Here is a 26,767-nt window from a genome sequence, read left to right as displayed (position 1 = left end):
TTAGCTACTAGTCTTTCCCATTCATAAACCATTTATTCCTATTATTTTCTCTCGATTTCTATCCATTTGACCACTTCTCTTTCAATCAATGAATAATACGCAATCGCTTCTACGTTCGCAACACCGTTTATTTGTACTTCCAGAATGATTTTGATGAGGTTTCCTTCTTGATCTTCTAAATCATAATAAACCGTTCCATGATTGAATGAATACTCCCCTTCTATTGGTAGCTCACCATTCAAATGAAATTGTTCATCTAAATAAATAATAGATTGTTTAAAATAGTACTCCTGTTGTAAAAGGATACTACTTAATTTCAAGATTCTTTTTTCTCTTATTAAAAAATCTGCTTGAATGGTAATCACAAAAGAAAGCAAAACAATGAGGATTAATACAAAAGGATAAAAGAGTCCCTTTTCATTCATTTTCTTCGTCACCGTTTGTACGCCTTATTTTCATTTGATAAAAAGAAGACCGATACTCTTTTTGGAAAATATTTTTATAAATAAGCACCATGTTATCTTCCTTCACCTCAAATTGAACGGATTGAAGCTTTTGTAACACAACTTCATGCCCTGCCCCATTCACACGCCTTCTTAACTTATCACCATATTTTTCATAGCTAATAGATTGATTGTCTATTAATAAAATGAGCACTCCTCGATTATCTAATGATATCTTCTCAGCAACGCGTACTTCTTTTTTTAATTGCTGAATAAATACGAGCCATTCAATCTTTTGCTTTCTTTCATCAATATTTTCGTTAACGGAAATAACCTTAAACACAAGTGGCATAAAGCTCACAATGATTAAAAAGCAAGCTAAAGCAATAAGTGCTTCTATTAACGTAAAGCCGTTTCTTTTAATACTTTTCACAGATCATCACTTCTCGTTGATAGAGATAAGAGATACAAATATTATTATCCTCACTGTTAAAAAGGTGAAATGATATTTCGTCTTTTCTCACCGTCCTAGGTAGCACCCTATCATTGTCCATCATTTCCTCATATAGAATTTGAGTGGCTTCATATCTCAAATTTTCTATATGTGTGTACGTATAGAGACGAATCATGACAGGAATAAAAAGAGTCGCGATTAAAAGCATCGCCGATAACGTGAAGAGTAAATCAATGAGCATAAAACCACTAGTATGCTTCCACATAAAATCTCCCTCTGCCTATTTGAAAAACAAATTTGTACTGCTTAAGCGAGCTTTTGATTTGCAAGTAACCGAAACGGTTAATTTTCCCAGTATTTAAAAATTTGAAATGTAATGGCATTGTACCGCTAGTAATGAAATAATCCTCACTATATTTCTGACGAAGGAAAATATTTCGACCATTAGAAAAGATATATTCATGCTCATCAGGTAAAAGATAAACACTAACCGTTGTTTGATTTACAATCGCATACTGCTGAGCATATAGAAGGTCACCTTCAAATTTGGCAAAGAAAGCTTGATTATCATACTCTTCAAATTGGTGCTGCATGCTTATAGCAGTAATAAAAAGAATAACACTAAAAACAGACCAAACAATTAATGATTCAATCAAAGTAAACCCTGACTGTAAATTTATTCGTCTCTCACCGCCGTCACAATGCCATCTATTAAAACAAGTGTTTCTCCGGTCGGACATGTTGTTTCACCTTCATTTAAATACTCCTCCGTCACAAGCACATCCAATGACTCAGGAAGCTTATTATTAGCTAATTCATACGATTGGACTTGACTCTGAACCATTTTTGTATAAGCACTACAGCCTTTTTCGTTTATTGCCGATTGGTTTTTTGTGATGTTTGGAATTGTAATAATTAAAAGTACAGATATGACTAACAAGACAATCATCATTTCAATCATGGTAAACCCTTTTTCATTATTTATGTTTTTCATCATACGCCCTCCATTAGTTGAAACATTGGTAACATTACTGCCAAATACAATGAAATGATTAAACAACCAACAATAAGATAAATAGTGGGTTGTATTACTTTCATTAATTGATCTATTTTTTCTTCTAACAGCTGCAGACAATAGCGGCTAAAGAATTGTAGTTCTTCTTCTAGCTTTCCATTTTGCTGCCCATGACGAATAACTGTCCTTAAATCTAATTCTAAAAAGCCAAAAACCTGAATCAATTCATCTAATTGTTCACCATTTTCTAGCTTACGACGCAAATATTGACCAACTTCCTTCATTAATGGTTGTTTTTCATCTTTAGCAAATAAGTTCAAGGAAGTTGTGATAGACATCCCACCTGCAAGTAAATAATGCAATTGGATAGCAAAGTAATGTGTATAAAAAAGGGAGACTAGTTTGCCAACAATCGGTATGCGAACAACAAGAGATACTTGTCTGATCATTGATAACCGTCGAAAAATAAAGTAGTAATACAAAGAACTAAATAGTAACAGGATGAACATTACAATTAAAAATAGAGGAGCAACAGAACCAATCCATTGAAGGAGTACCATAAAGGTATTTTCGTTGACATTCATCGACTGAAAAAGTGAGGTAAATCGAGGAAGAATGATTTTTTCAACGAGAAAAAACAGTAGTATGGTGATAAGGAATAAGAAACATGGATACATTAATGCCTTTTTTAACTTTCGCATATCCTCTCCCCTCTTTTGCATCATTTCACTGCCATCAATAAAAGCTTGTTGTAATCCCCCATGTTGCTCAGCAAAAAAGACATAACCAACTAGATGTGAATTAAAGTTCATCGATCCTAGGGCCGAGTGCAGATGGAAACCTTCTTTTAACTGATAAATAACCTCTTGTAATTGGAGCTTTTTCTCTAAGGTCAATTGCAAACTCGCCGACGCCATCGCTTCTGAGAGCGAATAACCCCTGGATAATAATTCTCCTACTTTCTTTAGGAAGTCGCATTGCTCCTTTAATGTCCATTTAACTTTTTTCATCTAAAATCCACCGATTAAACTCACTTTCTTTTACATACCCTAAGGCTACCCCTTTTTTCAAAGCTGACCTGAGCGAAAAATATGGTTCGTAATTATTCTGACTACTTTTCGCCGCTTTCAAAGCTTGATTCAATTCCCTTCCACTCAATAATTCAAACACACCAGCTCTTTTTAACCTGCCACAGCTATAACAGAAATCGGTACATTCTCCTTCACAAAATGGGCAGGTTAATTCTACAAGCCTCTGTGCTGTTATGGCTACTAACGTTTGTTCTATTTGCTTCCACGCTACCCCAAACTCCACTAAACGATGTATGGCTCCAACAGCATTTCTCGTATGCATCGTCGTTAATACTAAATGCCCAGTTAATGCTGCTCTCACAGCTATTTTAGCTGTTTGGGCGTCGCGTATTTCCCCAACCATAATTATGTCCGGGTCGTGCCTAAGGATAGCTTTCAAACCAGTAGCATATGTTACGCCTGCCTTTTCATTTACTTCGACTTGCAGTAAGGAGTCAGTCTTTTTCTCAATCGGATCTTCTAAAGTGATAATACTTCGATTGAATAGGTTGGAATTGTCATTTAGCAGACTATATAAGGTTGAGGTTTTTCCACTACCGGTCGGACCAGTTAGTATGATCATCCCGTGCGCATGTTTAAGCATAGCAAGGATTTTTCGGGACATCGTTGGAAATAGCGAAACATTGTGAGAAGAAATATGAGACGATTGTGGCAGGATACGGATGACAAGACTTTCATTGTATTGAGAGGGCAATGTGGAGAAACGTAAGCCTATCTCATATCCTTCAATATCTGTAGAATAGGCGCCATTTTGTGGCTTTCGTTTTTCACCAATATCCATGGATGCAATAAACTTGAAATGAGAAATTAAGCGGTCAGATTCATAATGAGGGATGTAATGTTTAGGGACAAGGCGCTTGCCATAGCGGAAATAAATGATTGTGTGATTCTTTCTGGGGACAAAATGAATATCTGTTACTTCTGTTTTCACAGCTTCCCTTAAAATTAAGGTAGCCATGCGTTGCATTGAGACCAAGTAATTAGTCACCACCTTTTTTAAGATATTTTATTATTCGCCAAAAAAAGATCGTTTCCTGCATGATTTTAGTCCTTTTCTTTAACTTTTTTTTGAACATTTAAGAGATTCCCTCTACCCTCTCCTCTTTCAACACGCTTTACTATATAATGGTATTAACAAATATAAAACATCCACAAATGACTGACAGTGCAATCGCTTCTTTAAAATCCTATTCATATCACGAAAAAAAGAATAATGACAACCATATGAGAGGTGAGAATAATGAATGAAACATTAAAAATTACGAATACATTATCCGATCCAACGAGATACTATATTTATCAGTATGTTCTTAAAAAACATTTCCCTGTCACTGTTAAAGAAATTGCTAAAGAGTTTTCAATTCACCCGAATGTTGCTAGATTGCATTTATCAAAACTCGCAGAAATCCACATGCTTGAAGCTAAAATAGAAAAAACCGGTCAAGGTGGCCGACCGAGCAAGCGCTATCACCTAACTGATAGCGAGATTGGACTACATTTTCCTTATCGTAATTATCAAATGTTATCAGATATTCTTCTCGAAACAATGATTACACTTGGGCCAGAAGGAAAAAAAGCATTATATATAACTGGGAAAAAATATGGCGAGAAATTGATGGAGACAGCATTACACAGGCAAATGGTTACATTAGAGGACTCATTTGAAAGAAAATTAGCTCTCGTCATTGAAGCAGCAGAAGTGGCTGGTCTTCAGCCAGAATTTAATTTTGATGGAAAAAAGATCATGTTTGAAATGTTTAATTGTCCCTTTAAAGAAACCGCAAAGAAAAATCAAGGTGAAATATGTCATATGCACTTTGAATTTTTACGAGGCATGTTTGAGACGGTTTTTTTAGATATAGAATTAAGGGAATTGGGTAATATGTTAAATGGGTGTATTTCATGTTCTTATGAAGCTGTCGCAAAATAAAAAACATACTGTTTACTTTTAACCAAGTATTACCTTATAATTATTGAGTAATGGACATATGTGTGTGTTAAAGGAGGGATACATATGGATCGCATGTATAGAGTTATGGGATTCTGGACTGCTATTTTTGCAATTATGTTTTATGTAGGTGATATGTATACACCAGCACTACTATTCCTTGGCCAAACTGGTTTCTTTGTGCTACTAGGCTACTTAAAGCTTACAGAGCGTATGTACATTTATATTTTTGGCGCATACTTGACTGTTGCCTTTATCGGATTCACATATTGGACTGTCTTTATGATGGTACCAGGGATGGGGTCACACTAAAAGCACACATAACAAACACAATAAAAAGAGGATGCAACGTCATCCTCTTTTTATTGTGTTTTTAAAGGTTCTTTATCTGAAGAACAAGCTGAAACGATTGGCTGATTCCACTATCCATTAATAATGTTCGAATCTCACGATTTTTCTTAGCCTCATTTGAAAATAGATCGCCACTATGATTGGATAATTCATCTAGAATACCAGATGCAATTAAAAACTCATCTTGCCGCCATTTCTGCATAAAAGTCAACCCATACTTCTCACCAAAACGGATCCACGAATCCCAGTGCACATCATGAGTAATATCCATCTCACCAGCGTGTGTAAGGATATTGGGGATAAGCTGATGTTTCCTGTATCCCCTCAGGCTGCCATCTTTTCTCGTCGGCATTAACCAATCATCGTCCGTGTAACCATAATCAGCTGTCAATACAAGTCCTTTTTCTAACACATCGCTAATCGATGCACTTATGCCATCCATAAATAATGGAATCTCCATTCTTTGGCCATTGTATAAAGAAATCGACATTTGTTCGATGTATGAAATGATTTTCTGATTTTCGATAGGAATATAGACTTCGTTTAGCACATTTTGGTTGGAAGTAATCATTATTTCATATAAACAATCATCTTTTTTTTCTACTAAATGAACAGGTAGCGCATCAAGTAGTTCATTAGAAAAAACAAGCCCTGAAAACGTAGGACATTCATCTAATGATTGAAGAAAATGAAGTTTTACACTGTGATGTTTACTTAATTTATCTTTTTGTAATCTTCTATGATGAGGGCTTTCATCAACTAATATATAAACTAGCGTCTCATCTGTCATCTCTTCCCATTGATTAATAAAGACTTGAGCAAATGAACCGTCGCCTGCACCCATTTCTAACACGGCTGCAGGCAGTTGATTCACTCTCACCTGCTCTATAAACCATTTAGCGATTATTGTTGCATACATAGGAGACATTGTTGCTGATGTATAAAAGTCCCCATCTACACCAATCTTTTTATCATCCTTCATATAATATCCAAAATCAGGATGATAGAGGGCTAACTGAATAAAATCGGCGTAAGTAAGCCGTTCCATCCTATTTTCTTCGATATAGCGGATGATCGGATTCATTATGAAAAACCGTTCAAGAAAGGGTTAGTGTCCATTTCATTGGCAATAGTAGTCACTGGCCCATGTCCTGGCAAGACGAGTGTGTCTTCAGGTAAAATGAGTAATTTATCATGTATGCTTTGCAGAAGCGTCTCATGATGGCCACCAGGTAGATCTGTTCGCCCAATACTGCCTTGAAAAAGGGCATCCCCACCAAACAGCAAGGCAATGTCTGCGAAATAAAAGGAGACACTACCAGGAGAATGACCCGGTGTCTCTAATACTTTGAAGGAAAACCCTGAGATATCTATCTCTTGCTCTTTTACAAATAACTCATCGGCAGGTTGTAAACGTATCGCTGTGCCCATTTGAAATCTTGCTGAACCATTTAAGGCTGGATCTATTAGCCAGTCCTTTTCATTTTCATGTATGTAAACAGGAATTTGGTACTTTTCTTTTACGTCATCTACTGCACCAATATGATCAAAATGTGCATGCGTTAAAAGGATCGCCTTCGGATTCAATTTTTCATCATCCATTATTTTGATTAGTTTTGTTGCTTCTCCCCCTGGATCAATAATTAAACAGTCCTTGTTTTCTTTTATAAGAAGATAGCAATTCGTTTGTAATGGTCCTAATGGTAACTGTGCGTATTTCAAATGAATTCCTCCTTGGTTATTTTCTTTTATTGTACACAACTCTATAGTCTACGAGAAGCAAACATGGTTAATGGACTTGATGTATCTTCCTTAAAATGTTATTATCTGAAAAGTTCGTAGAATATACCTCGACAAAATTTGAAAAAAAGTATAAAATATGATGTGAATGTAAAAATAAGTATTACATACGGTTCCAAACCTTTGCAAGGAATGAGCATAGACTCATTTGTTGATTGAATGAAAAGGGGGCTATAAACATGGGACTAGTAATTATTACTGGTTTAACAGCTATTTTAGCAATTTTCGGTCTAATCAGTGCACTACGAAACAAAAATCTCCTAGGGATTGTATTCGCTTTCGGGACAGCTGCCGTTTTCGGATGGTTTGCTGTAATGACATTAATTCATAGCGGATTCCCAGCTGTCCATTAAAAGGGGATGTAAATAAAAAGTCTGCCTCATTAAGGGCAGACTTTTTATTTATCATTCATCCTCTTGTAACAATGATTCTACTCGTTTAACTTTATCCGCCATCTGACGTTTTACATCTCTACGGTCATCAATGCGAATATTTGTTGCCACTCGCGCAAGTCCTTTTTCAAATGGAACTTCATGCATTGCTTGGATAACCTCGAATAACACTGGTAATTCTCCTTCAATGAGTGTATTCATCGGTGTCAATTGGTAATCAATTTTCCCAGCATCTTTATATTCCTTTAAAACCTTTTGAATATCTGCTACATAAGCTGATACACTTGGACTCTCCGTTCCTATTGGAATAATTGTTACGTCTACTATTGCCATCATGTCATCTCCTTTAAATATCAATATTAGTATGCACAAAATAAAGAGCGAAGAAAATTTATCTGCTCAAGATTTTATAAGTGAAATGACTTCTTTCTCATCTAATAAAATGACTTTATCTAAATAATGACCATATAAACAGGCATTGGCTTTATTAGAACAGGAAAGAGGTTCGTTGTCCATATCTTCTAATAATACGGTCTGTTCTCCCGTTTCCAAATCTGTAGCCATGAAATCAAAGCTACCCCGATACGTATCTGCATCTGTACTGTACTCCGGCTTAAAGTAGAAAAACTCTTTATCCAGCATGGCATATTGTGGAACCATCCAACCGGAAAAGCTTGTTAAATGAGGAACTGAAAAAGATAACACCGATTCAAAGTCATTATTCATAAATGTGTATCGTGCCTCTTCATCATGATTTTCGTTTACACCAATGGTCATCATTAAATCATTGAATGTATCAACAAAATACACATTTTCTTTCTTCACTTCCGCCGTTCCTGTCTTCTTTTGTTCTTTTAACTCCGTCACAATTGAAGGTCCAACCGTACTCCAGTCCAAATACACAAATGAATCAGGACTTAACCAATGGACAAACGGCTCCGCTATAGATATATGTTCCATATTTTTTGTTTCAGCTGATATCAAATAAGAAGTGTAAGACCAGTCCTCGGCAAAACTCGAAACCAATAACTTTGTCGGATCATATTGATTCCAAGAAACAGCTAGTTCGGTGCCATCTATTAACTCCTGCAATATGTAATCACCTTTATGATCCACTATAGCAATACGCCATTTTTGATTACTTGGTTCAGTCTGGACAAATATATATTGTTGATCTGGGCTAATATAGACATTATTAATTGGTGCCTCACCTTCAAAAAACAACTCTTGTTCTCCGGTATAAATATTATATTTAAAGATTTTGTTCAATGTTTCATCTTTGTGATTGAGGAATAATAAGTGCTTGGCATCTAACCAGCCAAAGAAGAAAATTTGATCAGATTCTGAAACAGCAAGAGGTATAATTGATTGTTTTGAAGTTTGCTTCTCTGTCATATTCGTTTCTTTAACAGGTGGCTTATCACCTGTTTCATTCACTTGACAGCCAGCTATAATCATTGTGGAAAAAAATAAAAGCAATATGAGCATATAATCTTGGTGTTCCGCTTTGTGCTTCATAAACTTGGCTTGCCCCCCATCGAATTCCAATCTAGCTTCATTCTAGCGCACTTTTATCTGAATAGACGCGAGAAAAAGCCGTTTCCGGCTTTTCTTCGCTCTCTACGAAATTCTTCCTAATTAATTCCCAAAAACATTGTAATCAATAGTAAATTTTATACTGATTATGGAGGAAATACAAGCAACAACTATTTTTTATTAAAGATAAAGTGAAGCTAAAAAGACACCAAGCATTTCTTCATACATGTCTTCATACTGTGATAATGGCAGTGGGTTTACTCCTTTTCCCAGTTCCATCGTAAAGCCTGGCCTTCGATACTCTTTAATAAACCAATCTCTAAACCCAGCGAAACTATCCACATACTGAACGGAACGATAACCGCTTACTCGTTCAAATTCATCTGCAATGACTTTTGAATCAGGCGGTTCAAGTCCTTCGTATCCCCAGTAAAATTCTTCACCTTGTGTGTGGAAAGCTAATAATAAGCTGAAGTTATTATTCTTAACAAGATTGGCCATCGCTATCGCTTCAGGCTCGGATAACGGTTCATATCCAGGAAAGTCTCGAGATGACGGAACATCTGGCTTTCTTTCTTTTTCATATTCCCAATTTGCGGGATATTGTTTATTCAAATCTACTCCTCTAATATTCGCCTTCCATAGGGAAAAATCATCTTTTTGTTCATTAATTGCTAATATTTCTTCTTTGTAGCCTTCTGGCGGTCCCCCTAAAACCAAGTCAACTCCATCAGGATTGACCATTGGAACAACCGATAACTCAAAACGACTATAATAAGGTAAAGTCTCAATTCCCCTTAAAGGTTTCGCATTAGTCATAGATAACAAGTAGGCATTTATTAAAGACATAAGGACAGGCGTCGTAATCCATTCATTGGCATGAAATGACGCATTATAATGGACCTGCTTTTCACCCGTACCGATTCTTATCTCATATAAAGGCTTGCCTGTCACCGAATAACCAATCTCATTTATTTTTATAAATGGATAAACTTCTTTTAATTGTTTGAGGTCGTCTTGCAAAGTTTTAAAACTATAACTTTTTTTCCTATCCATTAAAGGCATAATCACTCTTGTTGGCACTAGGACTGTTTGATTTACTTGTAGATTTTGAGGCTGTAACTGCTGATTCAATAAAAGCAATGCATCGACAGGGAGATTATTCTTTGATGCTATTTGCCATAGTGAATCACCTTTTTGAAGTTGAATAGTAGATGTATGAAAGCCAGGAATTTGAATGCTTTGGCCAATCTGCAATGAGGAAGGGTCCACTTGTGGATTGCTATCAATGACTAAATTAATCGGAACCATAAACAGCTGACTGTAGTACCATAAAGAATCACCTGACCTAACTTTAATCTTCACCTTTTATCCTCCTCTCCATCAGTTCATACATATGATGAATGAGAAGAAAAGATGACTTACTCACTATTACAGAAATCTTATCCTATTATTAATTGCTTTGCACTCCAGGCGGCACCTACTACTCCTGCATCATTCCCTAAAGTAGCTAGTTTCAATAAAGTAGACCCTCGCATCTCAGGAAATAAGTTTTCGTCATAATAGGATTGTAATGGCTCTAGCAATAATTTCCCGGCTTGAGAAACCCCGCCACCGATTATAATCACCTCAGGGTTTAGTATTGCTGCTACATTCGCTAAGGCAATGCCTAATGGCTTCATTGTTCTTTGAACCACTTCCTTAGCAACTATGTCATTCTTACCTGCAAAGTGAAAGATATTCTGAACTGATAAATGGTCAACTAATAATGTGTTCTTGTTAGAATCAATGATTTCTTTAGCCACACGTACTATTCCAGTAGCTGAGGCAACCGTTTCAAGACAACCCCATTTTCCACAATTACATCGCACGCCATAAGAAGAAACGGCCTTGATATGGCCTATTTCACCAGCAGAACCCCCATTCCCACGCGTTAACTGACCATTACTAATAATGCCACCACCGATACCAGTACCAATTGTTAAAAGTACAATGTCTTTGTAGCCAATTCCGCTACCAACCCAGCGTTCGCCTAACACTGCACAGTTGGCATCATTTTCTAATATCACTGGAAGCGCCATGTAATCTGATAGTTCTTTTTGTAAGCGGTAATGAGGTGACAAATTTATATTTGTTGCTGAAAGTAAAATTCCATTTTTGCTATCTACCGGTCCTGGGGCACCGACTCCAACAGATAAAATCTGCTCTTTTTTTATTTGCGCCCTCTTTCTATGATGTTCAATTGAAGTGGTTATTTGCTCTGCTAAACTGTTGTCTGTATAATTCTGCTTTGTCTTTTCTTGCCATTTTAAGTGAATGTCGCCATTCTCGTTAACAAAAGCAAATTTAATTGTTGTACCCCCTATATCCACACCAACAAACAAAACAACACCCCCTAGAGAAGTAATGAGCAACTATTCTCTTGTTTTCTTTCTCTCTTTTTCTCTCTCAGCCCTTAAGACTAATAAAGCATCTCGATAGGTATCTACTTCAATTATTTTTGCTTTATATAATTCACTCACTTCAAGCTCCATCATTTCAATATCCAATAAACGTTCACCCATATAAATAATGGCACCATATGCTTTTAACAACTGTTGTACATCATAAAAACTTTTCACATTCATTCCCTCGATTCTTTCTTTCATAAAGCAAAGTATAAACGAAAAAAAACTCTTCCTCAATCATTAAAACATGAGAGAAAGAGTAATTCTAACGATCAAAAGAAAAGTGATCATTTATCTATCTGGATCTTTCGGATGCAACATTCTCGGACGTCTATTTTTCAAAGGCATTGGTGAACGTAAAAGGACATCTCTAAAGGCTCTTAGGTTAAAGGGAATAAACGGCCATAAATAAGGGACGCCGAAAGACTTCATTTTAGATAACCAAATGACAAATAGTGTAATACCGATGATAAAACCATACATATGAAATACACTTGTCAGTAATAATAATACAATACGGACAATTCGATTAGCTAATCCTAATTCGTAACTTGGTGTTGCAAACGTACCAATTGCTACAATGGCAAAATAAAGAACGACCTCACTTGTAAATAAGCCAACTGAAACAGCCAAATCACCAATCATGAGTGCCGCTACTAAGCCGAGAGCAGTAGCAAGACTCGAGGGGGTATGAATGGAGGCCATCCTCAGCATATCAATACCTACCTCAATAATTAAGATTTGCAAAATCAAAGGGATTTTCCCTGCCTCCTCTGGTCCTATAAATGATAGGGAATCTGGTAATAAACTTGGATTTGCAGCAAATAAGAACCAAATAGGTAAAAGGAACAACGAAGCCCATACAGAAATAAAGCGAACGAATTTTAAATAAGCACCAATAATCGGTTTGTTTCGATATTCCTCTGCATGCTGCAAATGATGCCAGAACGTAGTCGGGGTTATAATTACACTCGGTGAACCATCCACAATGATACATACATGACCCTCAAATAAATGCGAAGCTGCTGTGTCCGGTCTCTCTGTATACCTAACCATCGGATAAGGATTCCAATGCTGACCAGAAATATATTCTTCAATTGTCTTCTCGGCCATCGGTAAGCCATCTGTATCAATTTTAGATACACTATCTTTTATTTTATTGACCAACTCAGGGTCTGCAATATCTTCAATATATGTAATGACAATATCAGTTTTTGAACGTCTACCGATTTGTAAATACTCCATTCTTAACGTCCGATCTCTTACGCGCCTCCTCGTTAGTGCTGTATTAAAAACTAATGTTTCAACATAGCCATCCCTTGCGCCTCTTACAACCCTTTCAATATCAGGCTCTTCTGGGCCGCGGGCCGGGTAAGTCCTTGTATCAATTAATATCGCTTCATCTGCTCCATCAATGACCAATGCCGTTTGACCAGCTAATACAGCATCAACAATTGCATCCAGATCACTTTCTGTAGCAATTTCGATATAAGGGATATATCTCTTCATTAGCTTCGGAACAGTATCCTCTTCTAATTGTTCTCTTCCAAGCTGAGCAAGAAATTCCATTAACCGATTCATAATATCATCTTTAGCAAAGCCATCAACCAAATAGATTGCCATGTCAATCCCAGTATATTCCACATCTATTTGTAACACATCAAAGTTTTTTCCGACTGCTAATGCTTCTTTTAAATATGATGTATTGTTAATCAATTCCTTAGATACTTTATGATGTTTGTTTGTTTCCATGAGTTCACCTCTCAAATATATTCCTAACAAACATCATAGACATACTAAAAAGGAATCATACCCTCCTAAGAGGTTGATTCCTTTTACTTTATGTTAAACAACAAGTTTTTTAAGTTTCTAAGAAAAGATGTAGAATTTCCTAGGAAATATTCCCTTCCTGTCGAAATATCTTATTTGTTTTCATTTAAATTGTCTTGTAGCTGCCGATAGTCTTCTGAGTCGTGTAATTCTACAGCTTGATCAAGATACTTTTTCGCTTCATCCGTATGGCCTTCCCTTAAATATAATAAGGAAAGATTATAGTAAGCTTCATGGAATTGTTCGTTTACTTCAATAGCAAGATGCAAATGACGCTTCGCTTTCTCTGTTTCCCCTATTTGAATTTCCGCATAGGACAATAAAAAATAAGTTTGTGCGGTTGCACCTTCTTTATCAAACGGAGTAAGCTCTTTAATCATCATTGAGTAATTTTCTTTTTCTAAATAAGTTTGTGCTTCAATCAAAGCCATCTCTTCTTGTGTTTGATCATTAGGGAAGTGAAAGCCATAATAGAGTCCTCCACTTATGAGAAGAGCCGTGAAACAAGCTATCAATAGTTGAGCAATCCTGTTTCTCTTCTTAGGCAAAAGAACGATTCCCGTTGCTAAGAACCCGCCAATTAAACCACCAATATGACCAGCGTTATCAATTCCTGGTATCATAAAGCCTAATGCAAGGTTAAACACAAGAACAATGATAATGTTCATACCCATTGTGCGGAAAAATAATTTGGGTTTCAATATTCCAAAGAAAAGCAACGCTCCAAAACAGCCAAATATCGCTCCGCTCGCTCCAGCTGATACGTTGGGACTAGTAATAAAACTAAGCAATGAACCCATAAAACCAGATAACAAGTAAATAACTATAAACCTTGTATTGCCCATTATTCGTTCAACAGCAGAGCCTAAATAAAAAAGAGCAAGAGTATTCATCAATAAATGCAGGAAACCAATATGTAAAATGATCGGTGTAAAAAAACGCCACCACTCACCTGCCAAAATAAGTGGATTATATTTTGCTCCACTTTCAATCAGCACCGAGGTATTTGTACTTCCACCTTTCCACTCCAACCAAAGAAAAGCTAGGACTTGTAGCACAATAAATAGATATGTAAATATGGGCTTACCTTGATTAAAAACCTCTTTTTCTTCTTTCGCTTTATTTGCTGCTAGCCATAATGTCTGTTTTTTTAAGTTTTCGATTACTTGTTCATCAATTTCATCAGATGGTTCTTCTAAGAAGAGAAGAGGTTTCATAAAGTGTTGCTGCAGCTGTTTAGCTACCTCTTCTAGACTATCCATAGTCATAATGACAGATTCAACCGTTGTCTTCTCCAGTTTAGAATGCTGAAAGGGCTTATTAAGCTTATCCTCATAGTCGTCAACAGGTACAAATGGTGAAATATATATATTGAGCACAGTCATTTCTCTATGCCTTACTTGTTTTCGAATACGCTCACCATTAAAGGCAACTGATTCTATATCTCTTTGTAACCAGTTACTCCAATCTAAATCCTTCCTTAGCAAACGAATGATTTTTGTCTGTTTATTCTCTAACTTCTCAATCCAGAGTTCATCTTGTTTTTCAGAAAGCTGAATGAAGCGATATTCTTCTTGATGTAGCAGATGATTGGCCAATGACCAAAATAAATAAGCTTCCTTACTATGCACTGTTTTCTCACATCCTTACAGTTATATATCTTATTATAGTCAATGTTTCTTTTTAACAAAATAAAAAGCCCTTATATAAACAGGGCCAAAAAGTAACATTGTTATAAACGTTCATCATTATATTGTGGTTGAGGAAAAACTAGCTTCATTGCTCTCTCTCTTAAAAAAGGGCAATTTAATACGGTAGCAATGATAAAATTTTGTCTCGCTAAAAGACCAACTAGGCGATAACGATACTGATAAATGAAAACACCTGACAATACAAACAGTATCAAAGTCATTATTTTTCCCATTTCATTCCCTCCTGTCTATCACTATTATGCGAATCATTCTCTGCAATTATCCACCTGCTACAGTCACAAAGAACAAAACACCTAATATACTCGCAAGAGCACACGATGAAAGGTTAACAAGGTCATTATTAACTATTGTGTTACCGCTCATATATACCGTTTTACGATTACAATGCCATTTCGATTCGACCACCATCTCACAAGACGGACAACGATAGGTTACCTGTATGAAGGCACCTAATAAGGTATCCAAGATATTTCCGAGGAAACCAAAGACAAATATAATAAACAGGGTGGAAAAAGATAATGAATAGGACAACATAGCAATAATAGCAATAGAGAAGGAACCCATTATTGCAGCAAAGGTTCCGAGAAAACTCATTGCTCCTGAAGTACCAGGTTCTACCTGCTTAAAATGCTTAATTGACAAAGGTCTTCTTTTACTTAAAGAACCTATCTCTGAGGCCCAAGTGTCTGAATTCGCACTCGCAATGGTTATCGTAAAAGCAATAAAAAAAATGGGAGAAGGAAAAATAATAAAAAGCACACTAAATAATGCAGGTAACCCACCATTAGCAACCACTTGCTGCCAATCTCTAGTAGACCCTTTTTCATGGCGTGCTTCGATTTGTTGCTTCTGCTTTTTCTTGTATTTAGACAATAAGCTTGAACTAGTGAAAAAGAAGCCAAGAAGCAGCAGTCCCTTCCATCCAAAACCTAAGTTAATCAATACACCTACAACAATTGCTGCTATGGTGCCTGACATTGTAAGAAGTTGAAGGAGATAGCCTAAAAAGGCGGCAATGAGTACAAGAAAAATAAATATCAATTCTTTCACTCCATTATTGTAATAATCTTTTGAACAGGTAAATCATGATGATCTATTGGTATATTATTAACCACTTGCTCTTGGAAAGCTAATGAAAGTGTAAAGCCGCTATAATCCACTAAATAACGATCATAATACCCGCCTCCAAAACCAATACGATCACCCTTTAATGTATAACCAACGCCTGGAACTATTAATAAATCAATTTCACAAGGCCGAACCCTCTTTGTTTTGTCTACTACTGGTTCTTGTAATCCAGAATAAACGACTTCTAAGTTGTCATAACTTGAAAAAATCCTGAAATCCATTTCCCTCGTTTTTGGTAAGCATTTTGGAATAGCCACTTGTTTTCCTTCTGACCAAGCCTTATTAATAATTGGAAAAGTATCGACTTCTGGAAAGCGTGATATTGTAAGGGCAACTACTTTGGATTGTTGCCAATGAGATGTGAGGAATAATTGCGATGCTAATTTTTCTGATTGTGATGTATATTGTTCACTAGGCATTTCTGTTAATTGTTGCATAATCATCTTTCTCAGTTGTTTTTTATCCACCTTTTAACTCTCCTATACGTCTATTTATAAAAAACACACTTGTCTTATAAAAATATTAGTTCCAATCTAAACATATGAAGTAACAACCATTGCTCGTAATTTGACCTCTCGCACCTTTCCCGGCATCACCCCTGTGATGAAACCATAAAAAAAGAGACAAAAAAAGCAGCAGGAATCTACCTACTGCTTATTTTGTCTCACGGTGTGTTGTAGAACGCTTTTCTCTTGGGCAGTATTTTTTTAGCTCAAGACGATCTGGATTGTTTCTTTTATTTTTTTTAGAAATATAGTTACGATCTCCGCATTCTGTGCAAGCTAACGTAATATTTACACGCATGTCATTTCCCTCCAAACTACTAAGCACTAGTTCGTTTCATACGACTTTTATATAATATCACTTTTTAGTTTGAAATGCTAGTATGTTTTTTTAAAAGTGTTTGATTTACTTGTAAAAGCTGTTTTTGACAATCATCTGTAATTGACCAAGCTTGTCCGTCAATAGCAGATTTTCCTGTTATTTTAACTGTATCCCCACATAAACTAACTACCTTTCCTTTTCCTATTGGATTGTATGATAATGTTTGTTTTCCGCCTTTGCCATATGACCATATTTTGTTATTTTCCACTTGTGCTTGTTGCATCACTGTGTTTTCCTTCATTTTCACCCCGTTCAAATGACCATTCACTAAGAATAATTGGCGATCGATCATATGATATATCAAGTGTTCAATCGGAGATATAAAAGAAATCTGGTAGTCACACTCTCTTGGATTACTATGCGCCATAAGTACTTTTATCTCTTTACTCGTAGATAGTTCATTGTAAATGTTGAAATTTAACATAGAAATATGATGACCGATTCTCAGCTTTTCTGTACGTATCGATAAACCTTCTACTTGATATTCTCTTCCTTCCGCCATATCATTCATTTCAATCCAATAAACACTTTTACCAACGGCGATACCTAACGTTTGATGCAATAAGTTTTCCTGATTCGACTGATTCCAATATTCAGTTGTGTAAGGCGTTTGCTCAATTATTTTCACTTTAATCACCTTTTCTTTGGAATTTATTGACTCGTCCGTGATTTCTATACACCTTTAACGTTTGTTTCGCTACCGATTGCCAGCTAAATTCTGTCTTGATTCTTTTTTGAGCTGCACTGACGATTTGGCTTCTAAAGTTAGGTTCTGAAAGTAGAGAATCTATTTTTCTTTCAAGATTTACTACATCTAGAGGATCGAAAAAAACCCCCGACTCATTTTCAACAATCATTTCAATGAACCCGCCAGTTTTAGCTAAAACTACTGGTAGTCCAGCTGCCATCGCTTCTAAAGCAACTATTCCAAATGGTTCGTACAAACTAGGGAAAATAGCTAAGCTAGCATATGCCATCCAGTTGTCACGCTCATATTCGTCAACAAAACCAATAAATTGAATCCATTCATCGATTTGTTTAGCAGGAACTTTTTGTCTGTAATACGATAATAACGGGCCTTCCCCAGCGACAATGATTTTTAAGTTTGTATTTTTTCTCTTTAACTTTTCAGCAAGTGCGATAAGAATATCGAACCCCTTCTCTTCTACCATCCTCCCCAGCGAAAAGAGGTATGGTCTATGTTGGGCAAAATGAAATTGTAGGTTCCTATCTTTTTTCATCGGCTTACTTACGCCATTTGGAATGATGGAAATGGTCGAAGATGGCTGTTGGTATTTATGTAGTAACTCATTTCTCATAAAATGACTACAAACTACAAGGTGATCGGCATATGCCATTAATAATTTTTCTTGTCTATCGATAAAGCTTTGACTCTCTGTATGAATTCCATTATGTCTACCTGCCTCAGTCGAATGAATAGTAGCGATAAGCGGTATATCCATTCGCCTTTTTAAAATGATGCTGCTCGCTGCAACTATCCAATCATGGGCATGAATCATATCTATATCATTTTGCTCAATCAAAGCTCTTGCTTTCTCTTCCATTGCTAAATTCACCGAAGCAACCCAATGAAGAAATGATCCCGTTTGCATAAGCGGTGCTACACGATGAATGACTACATTATTTTGCACTTCAAATTCTTCATCAACTTCATCCCTTTTCACTGTTAGCACATGAACGGACACCTTTTCTTGTGCGAGTGATCTGGCTAATTCACTTACATGGCGACCAAGGCCACCAACAATATACGGTGGGTATTCCCAAGTTAACAGTAGAATACTCCCCATCATTGCTTCACTTCATAATAACTATACCCACACACTTGATGGATCCAGTCAGCATTTATTTCTGATGATAACTTGACAGTTCCCGCTCCACTACCTATCTCAGTAGTAAGTAAAGGGAGGTAATTGTCATCCATTAGTTTCAAACAAAGGGTGATGCGGTAAGAGTGATATTCTGTTTTAATGGCGTTTCTAATGATCCTCATCGATTGGTATGGTGGAATAAAAAACTCATATAGATCGGAATGATTTTTACTGTATGATTGAAGCTGAATTACCTGTAAGCAGCTTCTTATATCTTTGTTGTAGTAGAGCGAGAGGATGTCATACTTTTCTTGCCTAACCTTCCAACTAATATAAATATCTTTGTTGATAATTTCAGTTTTTAAAGGTAATAATCCTGACGAATGTATCATGTGATTCTGTTTACTTTCCATTTTTCGAACCATTCTCCTTGTCAGATTATTCTATACATTAATGTTAGCACTGAATGGCCAAGCCCACAATAAACAGATTTTGTCGGTTTATGCTATCTATCGCTACACTTGTTATTATGATAAGCATTTTTTCTTCACCGACTTATTTCTTCATTCATTCGACAGAAACTATGATCACTTACTCGACAAATTCTATAGGAGATTCTTCAAAGTTAGCACGACTTGTCGATATTTATGGTAGAATAACTTTGATATTAAAGCTTTGAGGTGAGAATCATTATATATATATTTGCTGTTTTATTAGTTATCGCTTTACTGCTATTTATTTTATCCTTTTTTCTTAAAGATCCTTACCGTTCCTTAAAGGATGAGATTGACCAACTATCTATCCAACATGTAAAAGAAACGTATCAAATAAAGAAAAAATTAAAGCTGTTAGAAGAAGAATTACTGATAGACGAAATCAAACTTCCGAATGACACTGGGTTATCTAGACCTAAGAAGAAGGAAGTTCATGAAATTATAAAAAATCAGGTACTTTTACTTCATAAGCAGGGACTTTCCACAGAGCAAATCGCTAAGCAATCTTCTTTATTAGAAGATGAAGTATTGGCCATTATCACAGCTAGTCAACTTAAAGGTGAAAAGGTATGAAAAAATATGTTTTAAGAGGCTTTTCAGCTGGTGTTTTTTGTACCGCATTCATTCTTCTTATTGGTTATATGCTTATGAATGAAGAGAACAAGCAAATGATTGATAAGACAGCGGCTCAGGCTTATGTAAAAGAACAAGGTTTTCATGTTTTGACGGATGATGAGATTGATAAACTCATTGAAGAAAAATTAGAACTTGATAAACAACAGGAAGAAGTACCTAAAGAAGAGACTACCATTACAACAGAAATTAAAATCGAGAGCGGTATGCTTCCGCAAGAGATTGCGCAGCAACTTGAAGAGGCAGGCATTATCGAATATAGTGAGGACTTTACTAGCTTTTTAAAAGAATTCAATTATAGTCAGAAGCTACGTGTTGGTACATATCAAGTGAATAATCAACAGTCTTATAAAGAGCTTGCTGATTTATTTAGCAAATCATAAAAAACGAACCTCTATCTCCATATTTCTGACTTGGCTGCAATTACACTCTTAAAATAGAGTTAATTACAGCCTTTTTATTATTAAATTACCGAAGAATATAGTTACGATTACTGAACTTCGTTCAATACATCAGTTCTTTTAGAAATTGACACTCAATTCCCCCGCTTGATCTATTAAATAAAAGAGTATGCTTGTCACAAAAAGTTCCTACTTCTTTATTTCCCTTTGCTAGTAAATGATACGGAATTTACCTTTACATGCAATAAAGATGTTAGTTGTTCAGATAAATAAATGGGCGATTCTTCAAACTCTGTATCAATCCAATGCTTAATAAGCCCCAAAACTGTATACGCCTGGTAATTTGTATATAATTGATGATCTATCACAAACTTATCATTTCCTCCAAAGTCTATTTGAATATTATGAACATATTGCTTAAGTGCTTTTATAAACTTATTTTCAAATGTATAAGAAACATCACTTTGTAATAGTGACTTATAATAATGTCTATATTTAAATATATGGTTAAATAATTCTTTTGTAGAAGGTAAAACACTTTGGTCAATTTCATAATCTCGTTGATTTAAAGTACTATTTTCCATCTTGTCGATTAAGTCCCCAATTGCTTCGTCCATCACTTCTTTTAGAACTTCTTCTTTCCTATAGTAATGGTAATAATAGGTGCTTCGATTAATATTTGCAGTAGTTGTTAAGTCAGTTATTGTAATTTTATGAAATGGTTTTAGTAGTAATAATGTAACCAGAGCATCTTTAATCCTTTGTTCAGTCATTATATTTTTACTCATTAACTTAGCCACCTCTCCGTGTAACCCCAACAAATATATACTTTTTTGTTGGTTGTTAAAGAAAACAAAAATAATTATAGTGGTATTGTAATCGATTACAACAATGTTTAAAAGCTATATTCTATAATTATTTAAAGGGGACTTTTATATGGGTAGATTAACTGGAAAAGTGGCTATTATCACTGGTGCTGCTAGCGGAATGGGTTTGGCAGGTGCACAAATTTTCGCAAAAGAAGGCGCTCAGGTTGTAGCAACTGATATAGTTGAAGATGCTTTAAAAGTGAAGGTTGCGGAGATTATTGATAATGGTGGAGAAGCCATTGCCTTAAAATTAGATGTTTCAAGCCAAGAATCATGGTTAAATGTCGTTCAAACGACAATAGAAAAATACGGTAAAATTGATATTTTAGTCAATAATGCAGGAATTCATATGGCAAAAGGAATTTTAGAAGCAGAATTAGATGATTGGAATAAAGTGATGGCCATCAATACAACCGGTGTATGGCTTGGAATGAAATCCGTTATACCTTATATGCAACAGAATGGCAAAGGGTCAATTATTAATACATCTTCCATTGCAGCAATTGTGGGCGGAGTCGCTGATGCACAAGGCGCAGCGTACAGTGCATCAAAAGGCGCAGTTAGAGCACTTACTAAACATGGTGCTCAGTGGTTTGGAAAAGATAACATCCGAGTGAATTCCGTACATCCTGGTGCAATCTTTACAGGTATGGTTGAGAAAGCTGGAATTAAAACACAAGAAGAAATGGGAGAGAACTATAAAGGTTTAGCTCCATTACCTCCTTATGCTGGAGAGTCAATGGATATTGCAAATGCATACTTATACCTTGCTTCAGATGAATCTAAATTTGTTAATGGAATAGAATTGGTCGTTGACGGTGGTTGGATCAGTAACTAATTTTAAATTATATAAATAAGATTCACATTCATGTTCTTATTATATAAAAATAACGAACCTCTATGATGAAAGAGGTTCGTTACTTTATCAATCATTCAAATCAAATTGCTTACCTTTCACTAAATAGAAGATATGCTCAGAAATGTTTGTGACATGATCTGCTGCACGTTCTAAATATCTACAAACAAAAGATAATTGAGTAATTTGCGGAATTCGCTCAGATTGTTCCCCACTTATTCTTAGTAAATCAACAATCGTTTGCCCATATAAATCATCCACTTCATCATCCATGTCAGCAACGGCTTTTGCTTTTTTTAGATCTTCTTCATTGAAAGCAGTTAATGAATCGTTTAACATCGTTAAACAAATCGCATGCATTTGTTTAATATGAACAATTGGTTTCACATGGTCTTCTTTCCCAATTCTAATAGCAGATTTAGCTATATTAACAGCAAAATCAGCAATTCTCTCAATATCCGTTGCTATCTTTATTGCGACAATAATTCTTCGCAAGTCAATAGCTACTGGTTGTTGTTTCGCAATTAATAAAATGGCATAGTCATTAATTTCTTCGTACAATATGTTTGCCTTTTTGTCATTTTCCATGATCTCTAGAGCTAATTCAATATCATGATTCTCAAGTGCCTGAATCGATAAAGAAAGGGCATCTTCAGCAAAATGACCTAAGTCTAATAATTTTCCTCTTAATACTGCTAATTCTTCATCAAACTTCTCTCGTACTGGCAAAATAATCAGTCTCCTTTACTTAATTAGCCGAATCTACCGGTAATATAATCTTCCGTTCTCTTATCAGTTGGATTAGAAAAGATTTTATCTGTTTCTGCAAACTCTACAACTTCACCGTTTAAGAAAAAGGCCGTCCGGTCAGATATCCTAGCTGCTTGTTGCATATTATGAGTCACTATGATGATACTATATTCTTTTTTTAATACCTGTACAAGCTCTTCTACCTTTAATGTTGAAATCGGGTCTAACGCTGAGGTAGGTTCATCCATGAGAATAACATCCGGCTCTATCGCCAAACATCTTGCAATACATAGTCTCTGCTGTTGACCACCTGATAAACCATAAGCGTTATCCTGCAATCTATCTTTTACCTCATCCCAAAGCGCTGCCCCTTTTAAACTTTTTTCAACAATTTGATTCAGGACTTTCTTATCTCTTATACCATGAATTCTCGGACCATAAACAACATTTTCATAGATAGATTTAGGAAAAGGATTCGGCTTTTGGAACACCATACCCACTTTTGTTCTTAATTCTTCAACACCATAACGTTTATCAAAAATATTACGTCCACGATATTGAATTTCTCCTGATGTTTTTACTGATGGTACCATTTCAATCATTCGGTTCAACGCTTTAATATAAGTCGATTTACCACATCCTGATGGACCGATAATCGCAGTTACTTCATTTTCATAAATATCTAAATTGATTTGTTTTAATGCATGATTACTTCCATACCATAAATTTAATTCTTTTGTTTGATAAACTTTATTGTTGTCATTAAGATTTTTATAGTTGTCAAGTGAATCGGCGGCTTCTTTTTTGGGTGCAACCAATGTACTCATATTCTCCACTCCTCGTTTAATACCTTTTTTGGAATTTATTTCTGATCAACACAGCAATAGAATTCATCACAATTAACATTACTAGTAATACAATAATGCCCCCCGCTGCAACGGCATGAAACTCTTCTTGCGGTCTACTCGTCCAGTTATAGATTTGCATTGGTAAGACAGTAAACATATCGAAAACAGATTGAGGTAAAAACGCTAAGAAAAGTGGTAAACCAAGCACTACTAATGGTGCCGTTTCCCCGATTGCTCTAGAGAGAGCTAAAATTGCTCCTGTTAATATGCCAGGTAATGCAGCCGGCATAACCACCCTTACAATTGTTTGCCATTTATTAGCTCCCATTCCAAATGACGCTTCTCTTAATTCCATCGGTACACTTCGAATCGCCTCTTGAGACGCGACGATTATGATTGGTAATACGAGTAAACTCATCGTTAAGCCTGCGGCCAATACACTTGTTCCTAAAGTTAATGCTCTCACAAAAACCGTTAATCCTAATAATCCAAAAACAATCGACGGGACACCTGCTAAGTTAGATATATTAATCTGAATCAGTGAGGTAAACTTATTTTTACTCGCATACTCCTCTAAGTAAATGGCTGTTCCTACACCAAGTATAAGCGTCACAGGGGCAACAACACCCATTAACCAAATGGTCCCTATTAAAGCTGTTTTAATACCCGCTTGTTCTGGATCACGTGAAGGTAAAGATTGCAAGAACTGCCAGTCTAAATAACCAATTCCTTGAGTGATAATGCGATACAATAATATCGCAAGAACCACTAATGCAAACGCAGTCGCCAACATGAACAAACCTTTAAAAACGGAATTTTTCCATTTTCGTGGTGACATTTTCTTTAGTACTTGATCATGATTAATTAATTTCATACTAGTATTCCTCCCTAAAGCGCTTGGAGATGAATTGGGCGAGCATATTCATGAACAAGGTGAAAATAAACAATGTAAATCCAACTGCGTAGATACTATAATAGATGGTCGTGCCATATCCAGCATCTCCCTGACTGACTTGGACAATATAAGCCGTCATTGTTTGAATACTACTTGTCACGTCAAAGCTCAAGTTAGGCGTGGAGCCTCCTGCAACAGCGACAATCATTGTTTCACCTATTGCTCTTGAAATTGCTAATACAATAGAAGCAACAATACCTGAAATAGCGGCAGGTATAACAATTTTAATGGCCACTTCAAGTTTTGTTGCCCCTAATGCATAAGCCCCTTCTTTCATCACTTTAGGTACAGACGACATGGCATCTTCTGATAATGAGGCAATCATCGGTGTAATCATAATCCCGATAACAATCCCTGGGCTAAGCGCATTGAATATTTGCAGAGATGGGATCATTTCTCTAAGCACTGGTGTCACAAAAGTGAGAGCAAAAAACCCATAAACGATAGTAGGTACGCCTGCTAATACTTCTAAAATAGGTTTAATAACTCTCCTTGTTCGATCACTCGCATACTCACTCAAGAAAATAGCTACAGCGAGACCAATCGGGACTGCCACAACTGCAGCTATAAGAGCAACTTTTAACGTTCCTGAAATAAGTGGTAGGATTCCATATGAGCCTTGTGTTTCAGAAAATGGATACCACTTTTGTGCGGTAAAAAATTCTTTGATACTTACGTGACTGAAAAAAGTCGTCGTTTCCACAAATAATGTTACAACGATCCCAATCGTCGTTAATACTGACACAATCGCAGTTAATAATAAGATAACTGGAACAATCTTTTCTGACTTCAGTTTATTTTTACTTTTAGATTTTTTTTGTTGTATAAGTTCTTGCACAGAAAACGCTTTTTCTTCTTGTTGTATATTCATAGTTGATCCCCCCTTCATTACGATGATGATCTCTCTTCATCATTCAAACACTTATTTTAAATCTTCAATTGTTGATAACCCTGTTTCATATTCTTCATCTTTTAATTTCACATAACCGACATCTTCTGAAAGTGCCCCCGCATTTTCTAATGTGAACTTAACGAATTCATATGTTTCTTCATTCTTTAGGGAATCATTTTTCACGTAGATATATAAAGGACGTGATAATGGTGCATACTCCCCTGATTCAACCGTGTCATGAGTCGGCTCTACCGGACCATTCCCACCATCGATTGGAACAACTTTTAACTTATCTTGATTCTCAACATAATAAGCAAATCCAAAGAATCCAATGGCATTTTCGTCCCCTGCTACACCTTGAACAAGGATGTTGTCATCTTCTGATAGTGTCGCTTGTTCGACAATTGGCTCATCCTCCAGAATGATTTCATTAAAGTAATCATACGTTCCGGAGTCTGTTCCTGGAGAATAAAATTTGACTTCCTCATCTGGCCATTCTGGTCTAATATCTGACCATTTTTTTGTTTCTCCCGTATTGATCCATAATTCTTTCAATTCTTCGATAGTAAGTGAATCGACCCAATCATTCTCTTTATTTACAACGATTGATAATCCATCGTTGGCTAGCTTTAATTCTGAATACTCAATTCCTGCTTCTTCAATCTGGGCTTTCTCTTCATCTTTAATTTCTCTTGATGCGTTACTGATATCCGTTGTTCCTGCTATAAACTGTTTAAATCCTCCACCTGTTCCAGAAGAAGCGACTGATACTTGTACGCCTGGCTGATCCATACTGAATTCTTCAACAACAGCTTCCATAATAGGATAAACTGTAGAGGAGCCATCAATTTTGATTTCTCCTTGTAACTGTTGATTTTCTTCACTAGTTGTTTGCTCTCCATTACTTGAACTGTTCGCACCGCCATTTGCTCCACATGCCGTTGTAAAAGCAAGAACAGAACCAATCATTAATGTTGATGCCACATACTTGAATCGTTTCTTCATTAGAAATATTCCCCCTAGAAAATCAGTTGTTTTGTCCTACAAACCCATCATAAGACCTAAACGTTAATAGGAAATAAATGTCGTGTAAATATTCTGTAAACCAATGTGAAGAAATGTAAAGTGAAATTCAGGGATAATCATATATCATTTTTATTTTTAAGGAATCGAGTGACATTACCTTACAAACAAACAATGCTGTAAAT

General features: G+C 35.9%; 35 protein-coding genes. 6 read left to right on the top strand and 29 right to left on the bottom strand.

The genetic code is table 11. From position 1 onward, the window contains the following. Positions 1-41 precede the first annotated feature (41 nt). From comGG to comGA, 7 genes are read right to left on the bottom strand one after another with little or no spacing between them, the layout of a single operon-like run. Positions 42-437 carry a competence type IV pilus minor pilin ComGG gene (comGG, locus tag LCM23_RS05340; protein ID WP_224935992.1) on the bottom strand — a complete coding sequence of 132 codons (396 nt, stop codon included), beginning with the start codon at positions 435-437 and terminating at the stop codon, positions 42-44. Next, positions 418-876 carry a competence type IV pilus minor pilin ComGF gene (comGF, locus tag LCM23_RS05335; RefSeq protein WP_224935991.1) on the bottom strand — a complete coding sequence of 153 codons (459 nt, stop codon included), beginning with the start codon at positions 874-876 and terminating at the stop codon, positions 418-420. The genes comGG and comGF overlap by 20 nt, the downstream gene beginning before the upstream one ends. Continuing rightward, on the bottom strand, positions 863-1,162 hold the full coding sequence (locus LCM23_RS05330) for a hypothetical protein (RefSeq protein WP_224935990.1): 300 nt from the start codon (positions 1,160-1,162) through the stop codon (positions 863-865). Before LCM23_RS05330 ends, comGF begins: the two co-directional genes overlap by 14 nt. Then, positions 1,146-1,637 (bottom strand): competence type IV pilus minor pilin ComGD, encoded by a 492-nt coding sequence (gene comGD, locus LCM23_RS05325; protein WP_224935989.1) that lies wholly within the window; start codon positions 1,635-1,637, stop codon positions 1,146-1,148. The genes LCM23_RS05330 and comGD overlap by 17 nt, the downstream gene beginning before the upstream one ends. Then, entirely contained in the window at positions 1,574-1,891 is a 318-nt protein-coding gene (comGC, locus tag LCM23_RS05320; protein WP_224935988.1) for a competence type IV pilus major pilin ComGC, read from the bottom strand. The genes comGD and comGC overlap by 64 nt, the downstream gene beginning before the upstream one ends. Further along, entirely contained in the window at positions 1,891-2,922 is a 1,032-nt protein-coding gene (gene comGB, locus LCM23_RS05315; protein WP_224935987.1) for a competence type IV pilus assembly protein ComGB, read from the bottom strand. The genes comGC and comGB overlap by 1 nt, the downstream gene beginning before the upstream one ends. Continuing rightward, a complete protein-coding gene (comGA, locus tag LCM23_RS05310) occupies positions 2,909-3,979 on the bottom strand; it encodes a competence type IV pilus ATPase ComGA (protein ID WP_224935986.1) in 1,071 nt (356 codons plus the stop codon). Before comGA ends, comGB begins: the two co-directional genes overlap by 14 nt. 264 nt (positions 3,980-4,243) lie before the next feature. Here comGA and LCM23_RS05305 point away from each other — a divergent pair, with 264 nt between their 5' ends. Both LCM23_RS05305 and LCM23_RS05300 read left to right on the top strand, forming a co-directional pair. After that, the gene (locus LCM23_RS05305; RefSeq protein WP_095372582.1) at positions 4,244-4,933 is read left to right on the top strand and encodes a helix-turn-helix transcriptional regulator; all 690 of its coding nucleotides are present in this window, start codon (positions 4,244-4,246) and stop codon (positions 4,931-4,933) included. Between the two features lie 84 nt (positions 4,934-5,017). Then, positions 5,018-5,263, top strand: coding sequence for a DUF2626 domain-containing protein (locus LCM23_RS05300; protein ID WP_095372581.1), 246 nt, complete (start codon positions 5,018-5,020; stop codon positions 5,261-5,263). 61 nt (positions 5,264-5,324) lie between these two features. Here LCM23_RS05300 and LCM23_RS05295 read toward each other — a convergent pair whose 3' ends face one another. Further along, positions 5,325-6,386: an SAM-dependent methyltransferase gene (locus tag LCM23_RS05295; RefSeq protein ID WP_224935985.1), complete on the bottom strand. Its 1,062-nt coding sequence runs from the start codon at positions 6,384-6,386 to the stop codon at positions 5,325-5,327. Further along, positions 6,386-7,024 carry an MBL fold metallo-hydrolase gene (locus LCM23_RS05290; RefSeq protein ID WP_224935984.1) on the bottom strand — a complete coding sequence of 213 codons (639 nt, stop codon included), beginning with the start codon at positions 7,022-7,024 and terminating at the stop codon, positions 6,386-6,388. The genes LCM23_RS05295 and LCM23_RS05290 overlap by 1 nt, the downstream gene beginning before the upstream one ends. 257 nt (positions 7,025-7,281) lie before the next feature. On the opposite strand from LCM23_RS05290, the gene LCM23_RS05285 reads away from it, so the two are divergent. Then, a complete protein-coding gene (locus tag LCM23_RS05285; protein WP_095372578.1) occupies positions 7,282-7,455 on the top strand; it encodes a DUF2759 domain-containing protein in 174 nt (57 codons plus the stop codon). A gap of 51 nt (positions 7,456-7,506) precedes the next feature. On the opposite strand, the gene LCM23_RS05280 is transcribed toward LCM23_RS05285, so the two are convergent. The 14 genes from LCM23_RS05280 to LCM23_RS05215 all read right to left on the bottom strand — a co-directional run bounded on the left by LCM23_RS05280 (position 7,507) and on the right by LCM23_RS05215 (position 19,274). After that, on the bottom strand, positions 7,507-7,827 hold the full coding sequence (locus LCM23_RS05280; RefSeq protein WP_095372577.1) for an MTH1187 family thiamine-binding protein: 321 nt from the start codon (positions 7,825-7,827) through the stop codon (positions 7,507-7,509). Positions 7,828-7,893: 66 nt separating this feature from the next. Then, positions 7,894-9,012, bottom strand: a complete 1,119-nt coding sequence (locus LCM23_RS05275; RefSeq protein ID WP_224935983.1) for a YqgU-like beta propeller domain-containing protein — start codon at positions 9,010-9,012, stop codon at positions 7,894-7,896. Between the two features lie 198 nt (positions 9,013-9,210). Continuing rightward, complete coding sequence (locus LCM23_RS05270; RefSeq protein WP_224935982.1) at positions 9,211-10,395, bottom strand: M14 family metallopeptidase; 1,185 nt, start codon at positions 10,393-10,395, stop codon at positions 9,211-9,213. Between the two features lie 77 nt (positions 10,396-10,472). Continuing rightward, positions 10,473-11,414, bottom strand: a complete 942-nt coding sequence (locus tag LCM23_RS05265) for an ROK family glucokinase (RefSeq protein WP_224935981.1) — start codon at positions 11,412-11,414, stop codon at positions 10,473-10,475. A gap of 30 nt (positions 11,415-11,444) precedes the next feature. After that, positions 11,445-11,651, bottom strand: a complete 207-nt coding sequence (locus LCM23_RS05260; RefSeq protein ID WP_224935980.1) for a YqgQ family protein — start codon at positions 11,649-11,651, stop codon at positions 11,445-11,447. A 117-nt stretch (positions 11,652-11,768) separates the two neighbouring features. Then, a complete protein-coding gene (locus LCM23_RS05255; protein WP_224935979.1) occupies positions 11,769-13,229 on the bottom strand; it encodes a spore germination protein in 1,461 nt (486 codons plus the stop codon). A gap of 170 nt (positions 13,230-13,399) precedes the next feature. Next, a complete protein-coding gene (locus LCM23_RS05250; RefSeq protein WP_224935978.1) occupies positions 13,400-14,938 on the bottom strand; it encodes a rhomboid family intramembrane serine protease in 1,539 nt (512 codons plus the stop codon). Between the two features lie 101 nt (positions 14,939-15,039). After that, complete coding sequence (locus tag LCM23_RS05245) at positions 15,040-15,231, bottom strand: hypothetical protein (RefSeq protein ID WP_224935977.1); 192 nt, start codon at positions 15,229-15,231, stop codon at positions 15,040-15,042. Positions 15,232-15,277: 46 nt separating this feature from the next. Beyond that, complete coding sequence (locus tag LCM23_RS05240) at positions 15,278-16,069, bottom strand: DUF92 domain-containing protein (RefSeq protein ID WP_404826578.1); 792 nt, start codon at positions 16,067-16,069, stop codon at positions 15,278-15,280. Then, a complete protein-coding gene (locus tag LCM23_RS05235; RefSeq protein ID WP_224935975.1) occupies positions 16,066-16,614 on the bottom strand; it encodes a 5-formyltetrahydrofolate cyclo-ligase in 549 nt (182 codons plus the stop codon). Before LCM23_RS05235 ends, LCM23_RS05240 begins: the two co-directional genes overlap by 4 nt. A gap of 187 nt (positions 16,615-16,801) precedes the next feature. Continuing rightward, positions 16,802-16,951: a 50S ribosomal protein L33 gene (gene rpmG, locus LCM23_RS05230; RefSeq protein ID WP_057771568.1), complete on the bottom strand. Its 150-nt coding sequence runs from the start codon at positions 16,949-16,951 to the stop codon at positions 16,802-16,804. 64 nt (positions 16,952-17,015) lie between these two features. Further along, positions 17,016-17,660, bottom strand: coding sequence for a hypothetical protein (locus LCM23_RS05225; protein ID WP_224935974.1), 645 nt, complete (start codon positions 17,658-17,660; stop codon positions 17,016-17,018). A gap of 1 nt (position 17,661) precedes the next feature. Continuing rightward, entirely contained in the window at positions 17,662-18,840 is a 1,179-nt protein-coding gene (locus LCM23_RS05220) for a glycosyltransferase family 4 protein (protein ID WP_224935973.1), read from the bottom strand. After that, a complete protein-coding gene (locus LCM23_RS05215; RefSeq protein ID WP_224935972.1) occupies positions 18,840-19,274 on the bottom strand; it encodes a hypothetical protein in 435 nt (144 codons plus the stop codon). The genes LCM23_RS05220 and LCM23_RS05215 overlap by 1 nt, the downstream gene beginning before the upstream one ends. Positions 19,275-19,541: 267 nt before the next feature. On the opposite strand from LCM23_RS05215, the gene LCM23_RS05210 reads away from it, so the two are divergent. Then, entirely contained in the window at positions 19,542-19,928 is a 387-nt protein-coding gene (locus LCM23_RS05210; protein ID WP_318247527.1) for a hypothetical protein, read from the top strand. Beyond that, complete coding sequence (locus tag LCM23_RS05205) at positions 19,925-20,371, top strand: endolytic transglycosylase MltG (protein WP_224935971.1); 447 nt, start codon at positions 19,925-19,927, stop codon at positions 20,369-20,371. The genes LCM23_RS05210 and LCM23_RS05205 overlap by 4 nt, the downstream gene beginning before the upstream one ends. A 215-nt stretch (positions 20,372-20,586) precedes the next feature. Here the strand turns inward: LCM23_RS05205 and LCM23_RS05200 are convergent, their stop codons facing one another. Continuing rightward, positions 20,587-21,177: a TetR/AcrR family transcriptional regulator gene (locus LCM23_RS05200; protein ID WP_224935970.1), complete on the bottom strand. Its 591-nt coding sequence runs from the start codon at positions 21,175-21,177 to the stop codon at positions 20,587-20,589. Positions 21,178-21,325: 148 nt separating this feature from the next. Here LCM23_RS05200 and LCM23_RS05195 point away from each other — a divergent pair, with 148 nt between their 5' ends. Further along, positions 21,326-22,096 carry an SDR family NAD(P)-dependent oxidoreductase gene (locus tag LCM23_RS05195; protein WP_224935969.1) on the top strand — a complete coding sequence of 257 codons (771 nt, stop codon included), beginning with the start codon at positions 21,326-21,328 and terminating at the stop codon, positions 22,094-22,096. 87 nt (positions 22,097-22,183) lie between these two features. On the opposite strand, the gene phoU is transcribed toward LCM23_RS05195, so the two are convergent. The 5 genes from phoU to LCM23_RS05170 are packed head-to-tail and all read right to left on the bottom strand — an operon-like array spanning position 22,184 to position 26,564. Next, entirely contained in the window at positions 22,184-22,843 is a 660-nt protein-coding gene (gene phoU / locus LCM23_RS05190) for a phosphate signaling complex protein PhoU (RefSeq protein ID WP_224935968.1), read from the bottom strand. Positions 22,844-22,866: 23 nt separating this feature from the next. Next, on the bottom strand, positions 22,867-23,682 hold the full coding sequence (gene pstB, locus LCM23_RS05185) for a phosphate ABC transporter ATP-binding protein PstB (RefSeq protein ID WP_370873266.1): 816 nt from the start codon (positions 23,680-23,682) through the stop codon (positions 22,867-22,869). A 25-nt stretch (positions 23,683-23,707) separates the two neighbouring features. After that, on the bottom strand, positions 23,708-24,586 hold the full coding sequence (gene pstA, locus LCM23_RS05180) for a phosphate ABC transporter permease PstA (protein WP_224935967.1): 879 nt from the start codon (positions 24,584-24,586) through the stop codon (positions 23,708-23,710). 1 nt (position 24,587) lies between these two features. Continuing rightward, positions 24,588-25,538, bottom strand: a complete 951-nt coding sequence (pstC, locus tag LCM23_RS05175; protein WP_224935966.1) for a phosphate ABC transporter permease subunit PstC — start codon at positions 25,536-25,538, stop codon at positions 24,588-24,590. Positions 25,539-25,589: 51 nt separating this feature from the next. Further along, positions 25,590-26,564 carry a PstS family phosphate ABC transporter substrate-binding protein gene (locus LCM23_RS05170; protein WP_224935965.1) on the bottom strand — a complete coding sequence of 325 codons (975 nt, stop codon included), beginning with the start codon at positions 26,562-26,564 and terminating at the stop codon, positions 25,590-25,592. Between the last annotated feature and the right edge of the window lie 203 nt (positions 26,565-26,767).

Source organism: Cytobacillus kochii (assembly GCF_020171845.1).
In the GTDB taxonomy this organism is placed as follows: Bacteria; Bacillota; Bacilli; order Bacillales; family Cytobacillaceae; genus Cytobacillus; species Cytobacillus kochii.
This window is presented reverse-complemented; position numbering and strand designations above follow the sequence as displayed.

Bases quoted from the DNA above. Each gene is read 5' to 3' on its own strand.
- LCM23_RS05330 (WP_224935990.1), bottom strand. From the start codon at position 1,162: ATGTGGAAGCATACTAGTGGTTTTATGCTCATTGATTTACTCTTCACG.
- comGD (WP_224935989.1), bottom strand. From the start codon at position 1,637: ATGTCCGACCGGAGAAACACTTGTTTTAATAGATGGCATTGTGACGGC.
- comGC (WP_224935988.1), bottom strand. From the start codon at position 1,891: ATGAAAAACATAAATAATGAAAAAGGGTTTACCATGATTGAAATGATG.
- comGB (WP_224935987.1), bottom strand. From the start codon at position 2,922: ATGAAAAAAGTTAAATGGACATTAAAGGAGCAATGCGACTTCCTAAAG.
- LCM23_RS05305 (WP_095372582.1), top strand. From the start codon at position 4,244: ATGAATGAAACATTAAAAATTACGAATACATTATCCGATCCAACGAGA.
- LCM23_RS05300 (WP_095372581.1), top strand. From the start codon at position 5,018: ATGGATCGCATGTATAGAGTTATGGGATTCTGGACTGCTATTTTTGCA.
- LCM23_RS05295 (WP_224935985.1), bottom strand. From the start codon at position 6,386: ATGAATCCGATCATCCGCTATATCGAAGAAAATAGGATGGAACGGCTT.
- LCM23_RS05285 (WP_095372578.1), top strand. From the start codon at position 7,282: ATGGGACTAGTAATTATTACTGGTTTAACAGCTATTTTAGCAATTTTC.
- LCM23_RS05280 (WP_095372577.1), bottom strand. From the start codon at position 7,827: ATGGCAATAGTAGACGTAACAATTATTCCAATAGGAACGGAGAGTCCA.
- LCM23_RS05275 (WP_224935983.1), bottom strand. From the start codon at position 9,012: ATGAAGCACAAAGCGGAACACCAAGATTATATGCTCATATTGCTTTTA.
- LCM23_RS05255 (WP_224935979.1), bottom strand. From the start codon at position 13,229: ATGGAAACAAACAAACATCATAAAGTATCTAAGGAATTGATTAACAAT.
- LCM23_RS05245 (WP_224935977.1), bottom strand. From the start codon at position 15,231: ATGGGAAAAATAATGACTTTGATACTGTTTGTATTGTCAGGTGTTTTC.
- rpmG (WP_057771568.1), bottom strand. From the start codon at position 16,951: ATGCGTGTAAATATTACGTTAGCTTGCACAGAATGCGGAGATCGTAAC.
- LCM23_RS05220 (WP_224935973.1), bottom strand. From the start codon at position 18,840: ATGGGGAGTATTCTACTGTTAACTTGGGAATACCCACCGTATATTGTT.
- LCM23_RS05215 (WP_224935972.1), bottom strand. From the start codon at position 19,274: ATGGAAAGTAAACAGAATCACATGATACATTCGTCAGGATTATTACCT.
- LCM23_RS05205 (WP_224935971.1), top strand. From the start codon at position 19,925: ATGAAAAAATATGTTTTAAGAGGCTTTTCAGCTGGTGTTTTTTGTACC.
- LCM23_RS05200 (WP_224935970.1), bottom strand. From the start codon at position 21,177: ATGAGTAAAAATATAATGACTGAACAAAGGATTAAAGATGCTCTGGTT.
- LCM23_RS05195 (WP_224935969.1), top strand. From the start codon at position 21,326: ATGGGTAGATTAACTGGAAAAGTGGCTATTATCACTGGTGCTGCTAGC.
- pstA (WP_224935967.1), bottom strand. From the start codon at position 24,586: ATGAAATTAATTAATCATGATCAAGTACTAAAGAAAATGTCACCACGA.
- pstC (WP_224935966.1), bottom strand. From the start codon at position 25,538: ATGAATATACAACAAGAAGAAAAAGCGTTTTCTGTGCAAGAACTTATA.
- LCM23_RS05170 (WP_224935965.1), bottom strand. From the start codon at position 26,564: ATGAAGAAACGATTCAAGTATGTGGCATCAACATTAATGATTGGTTCT.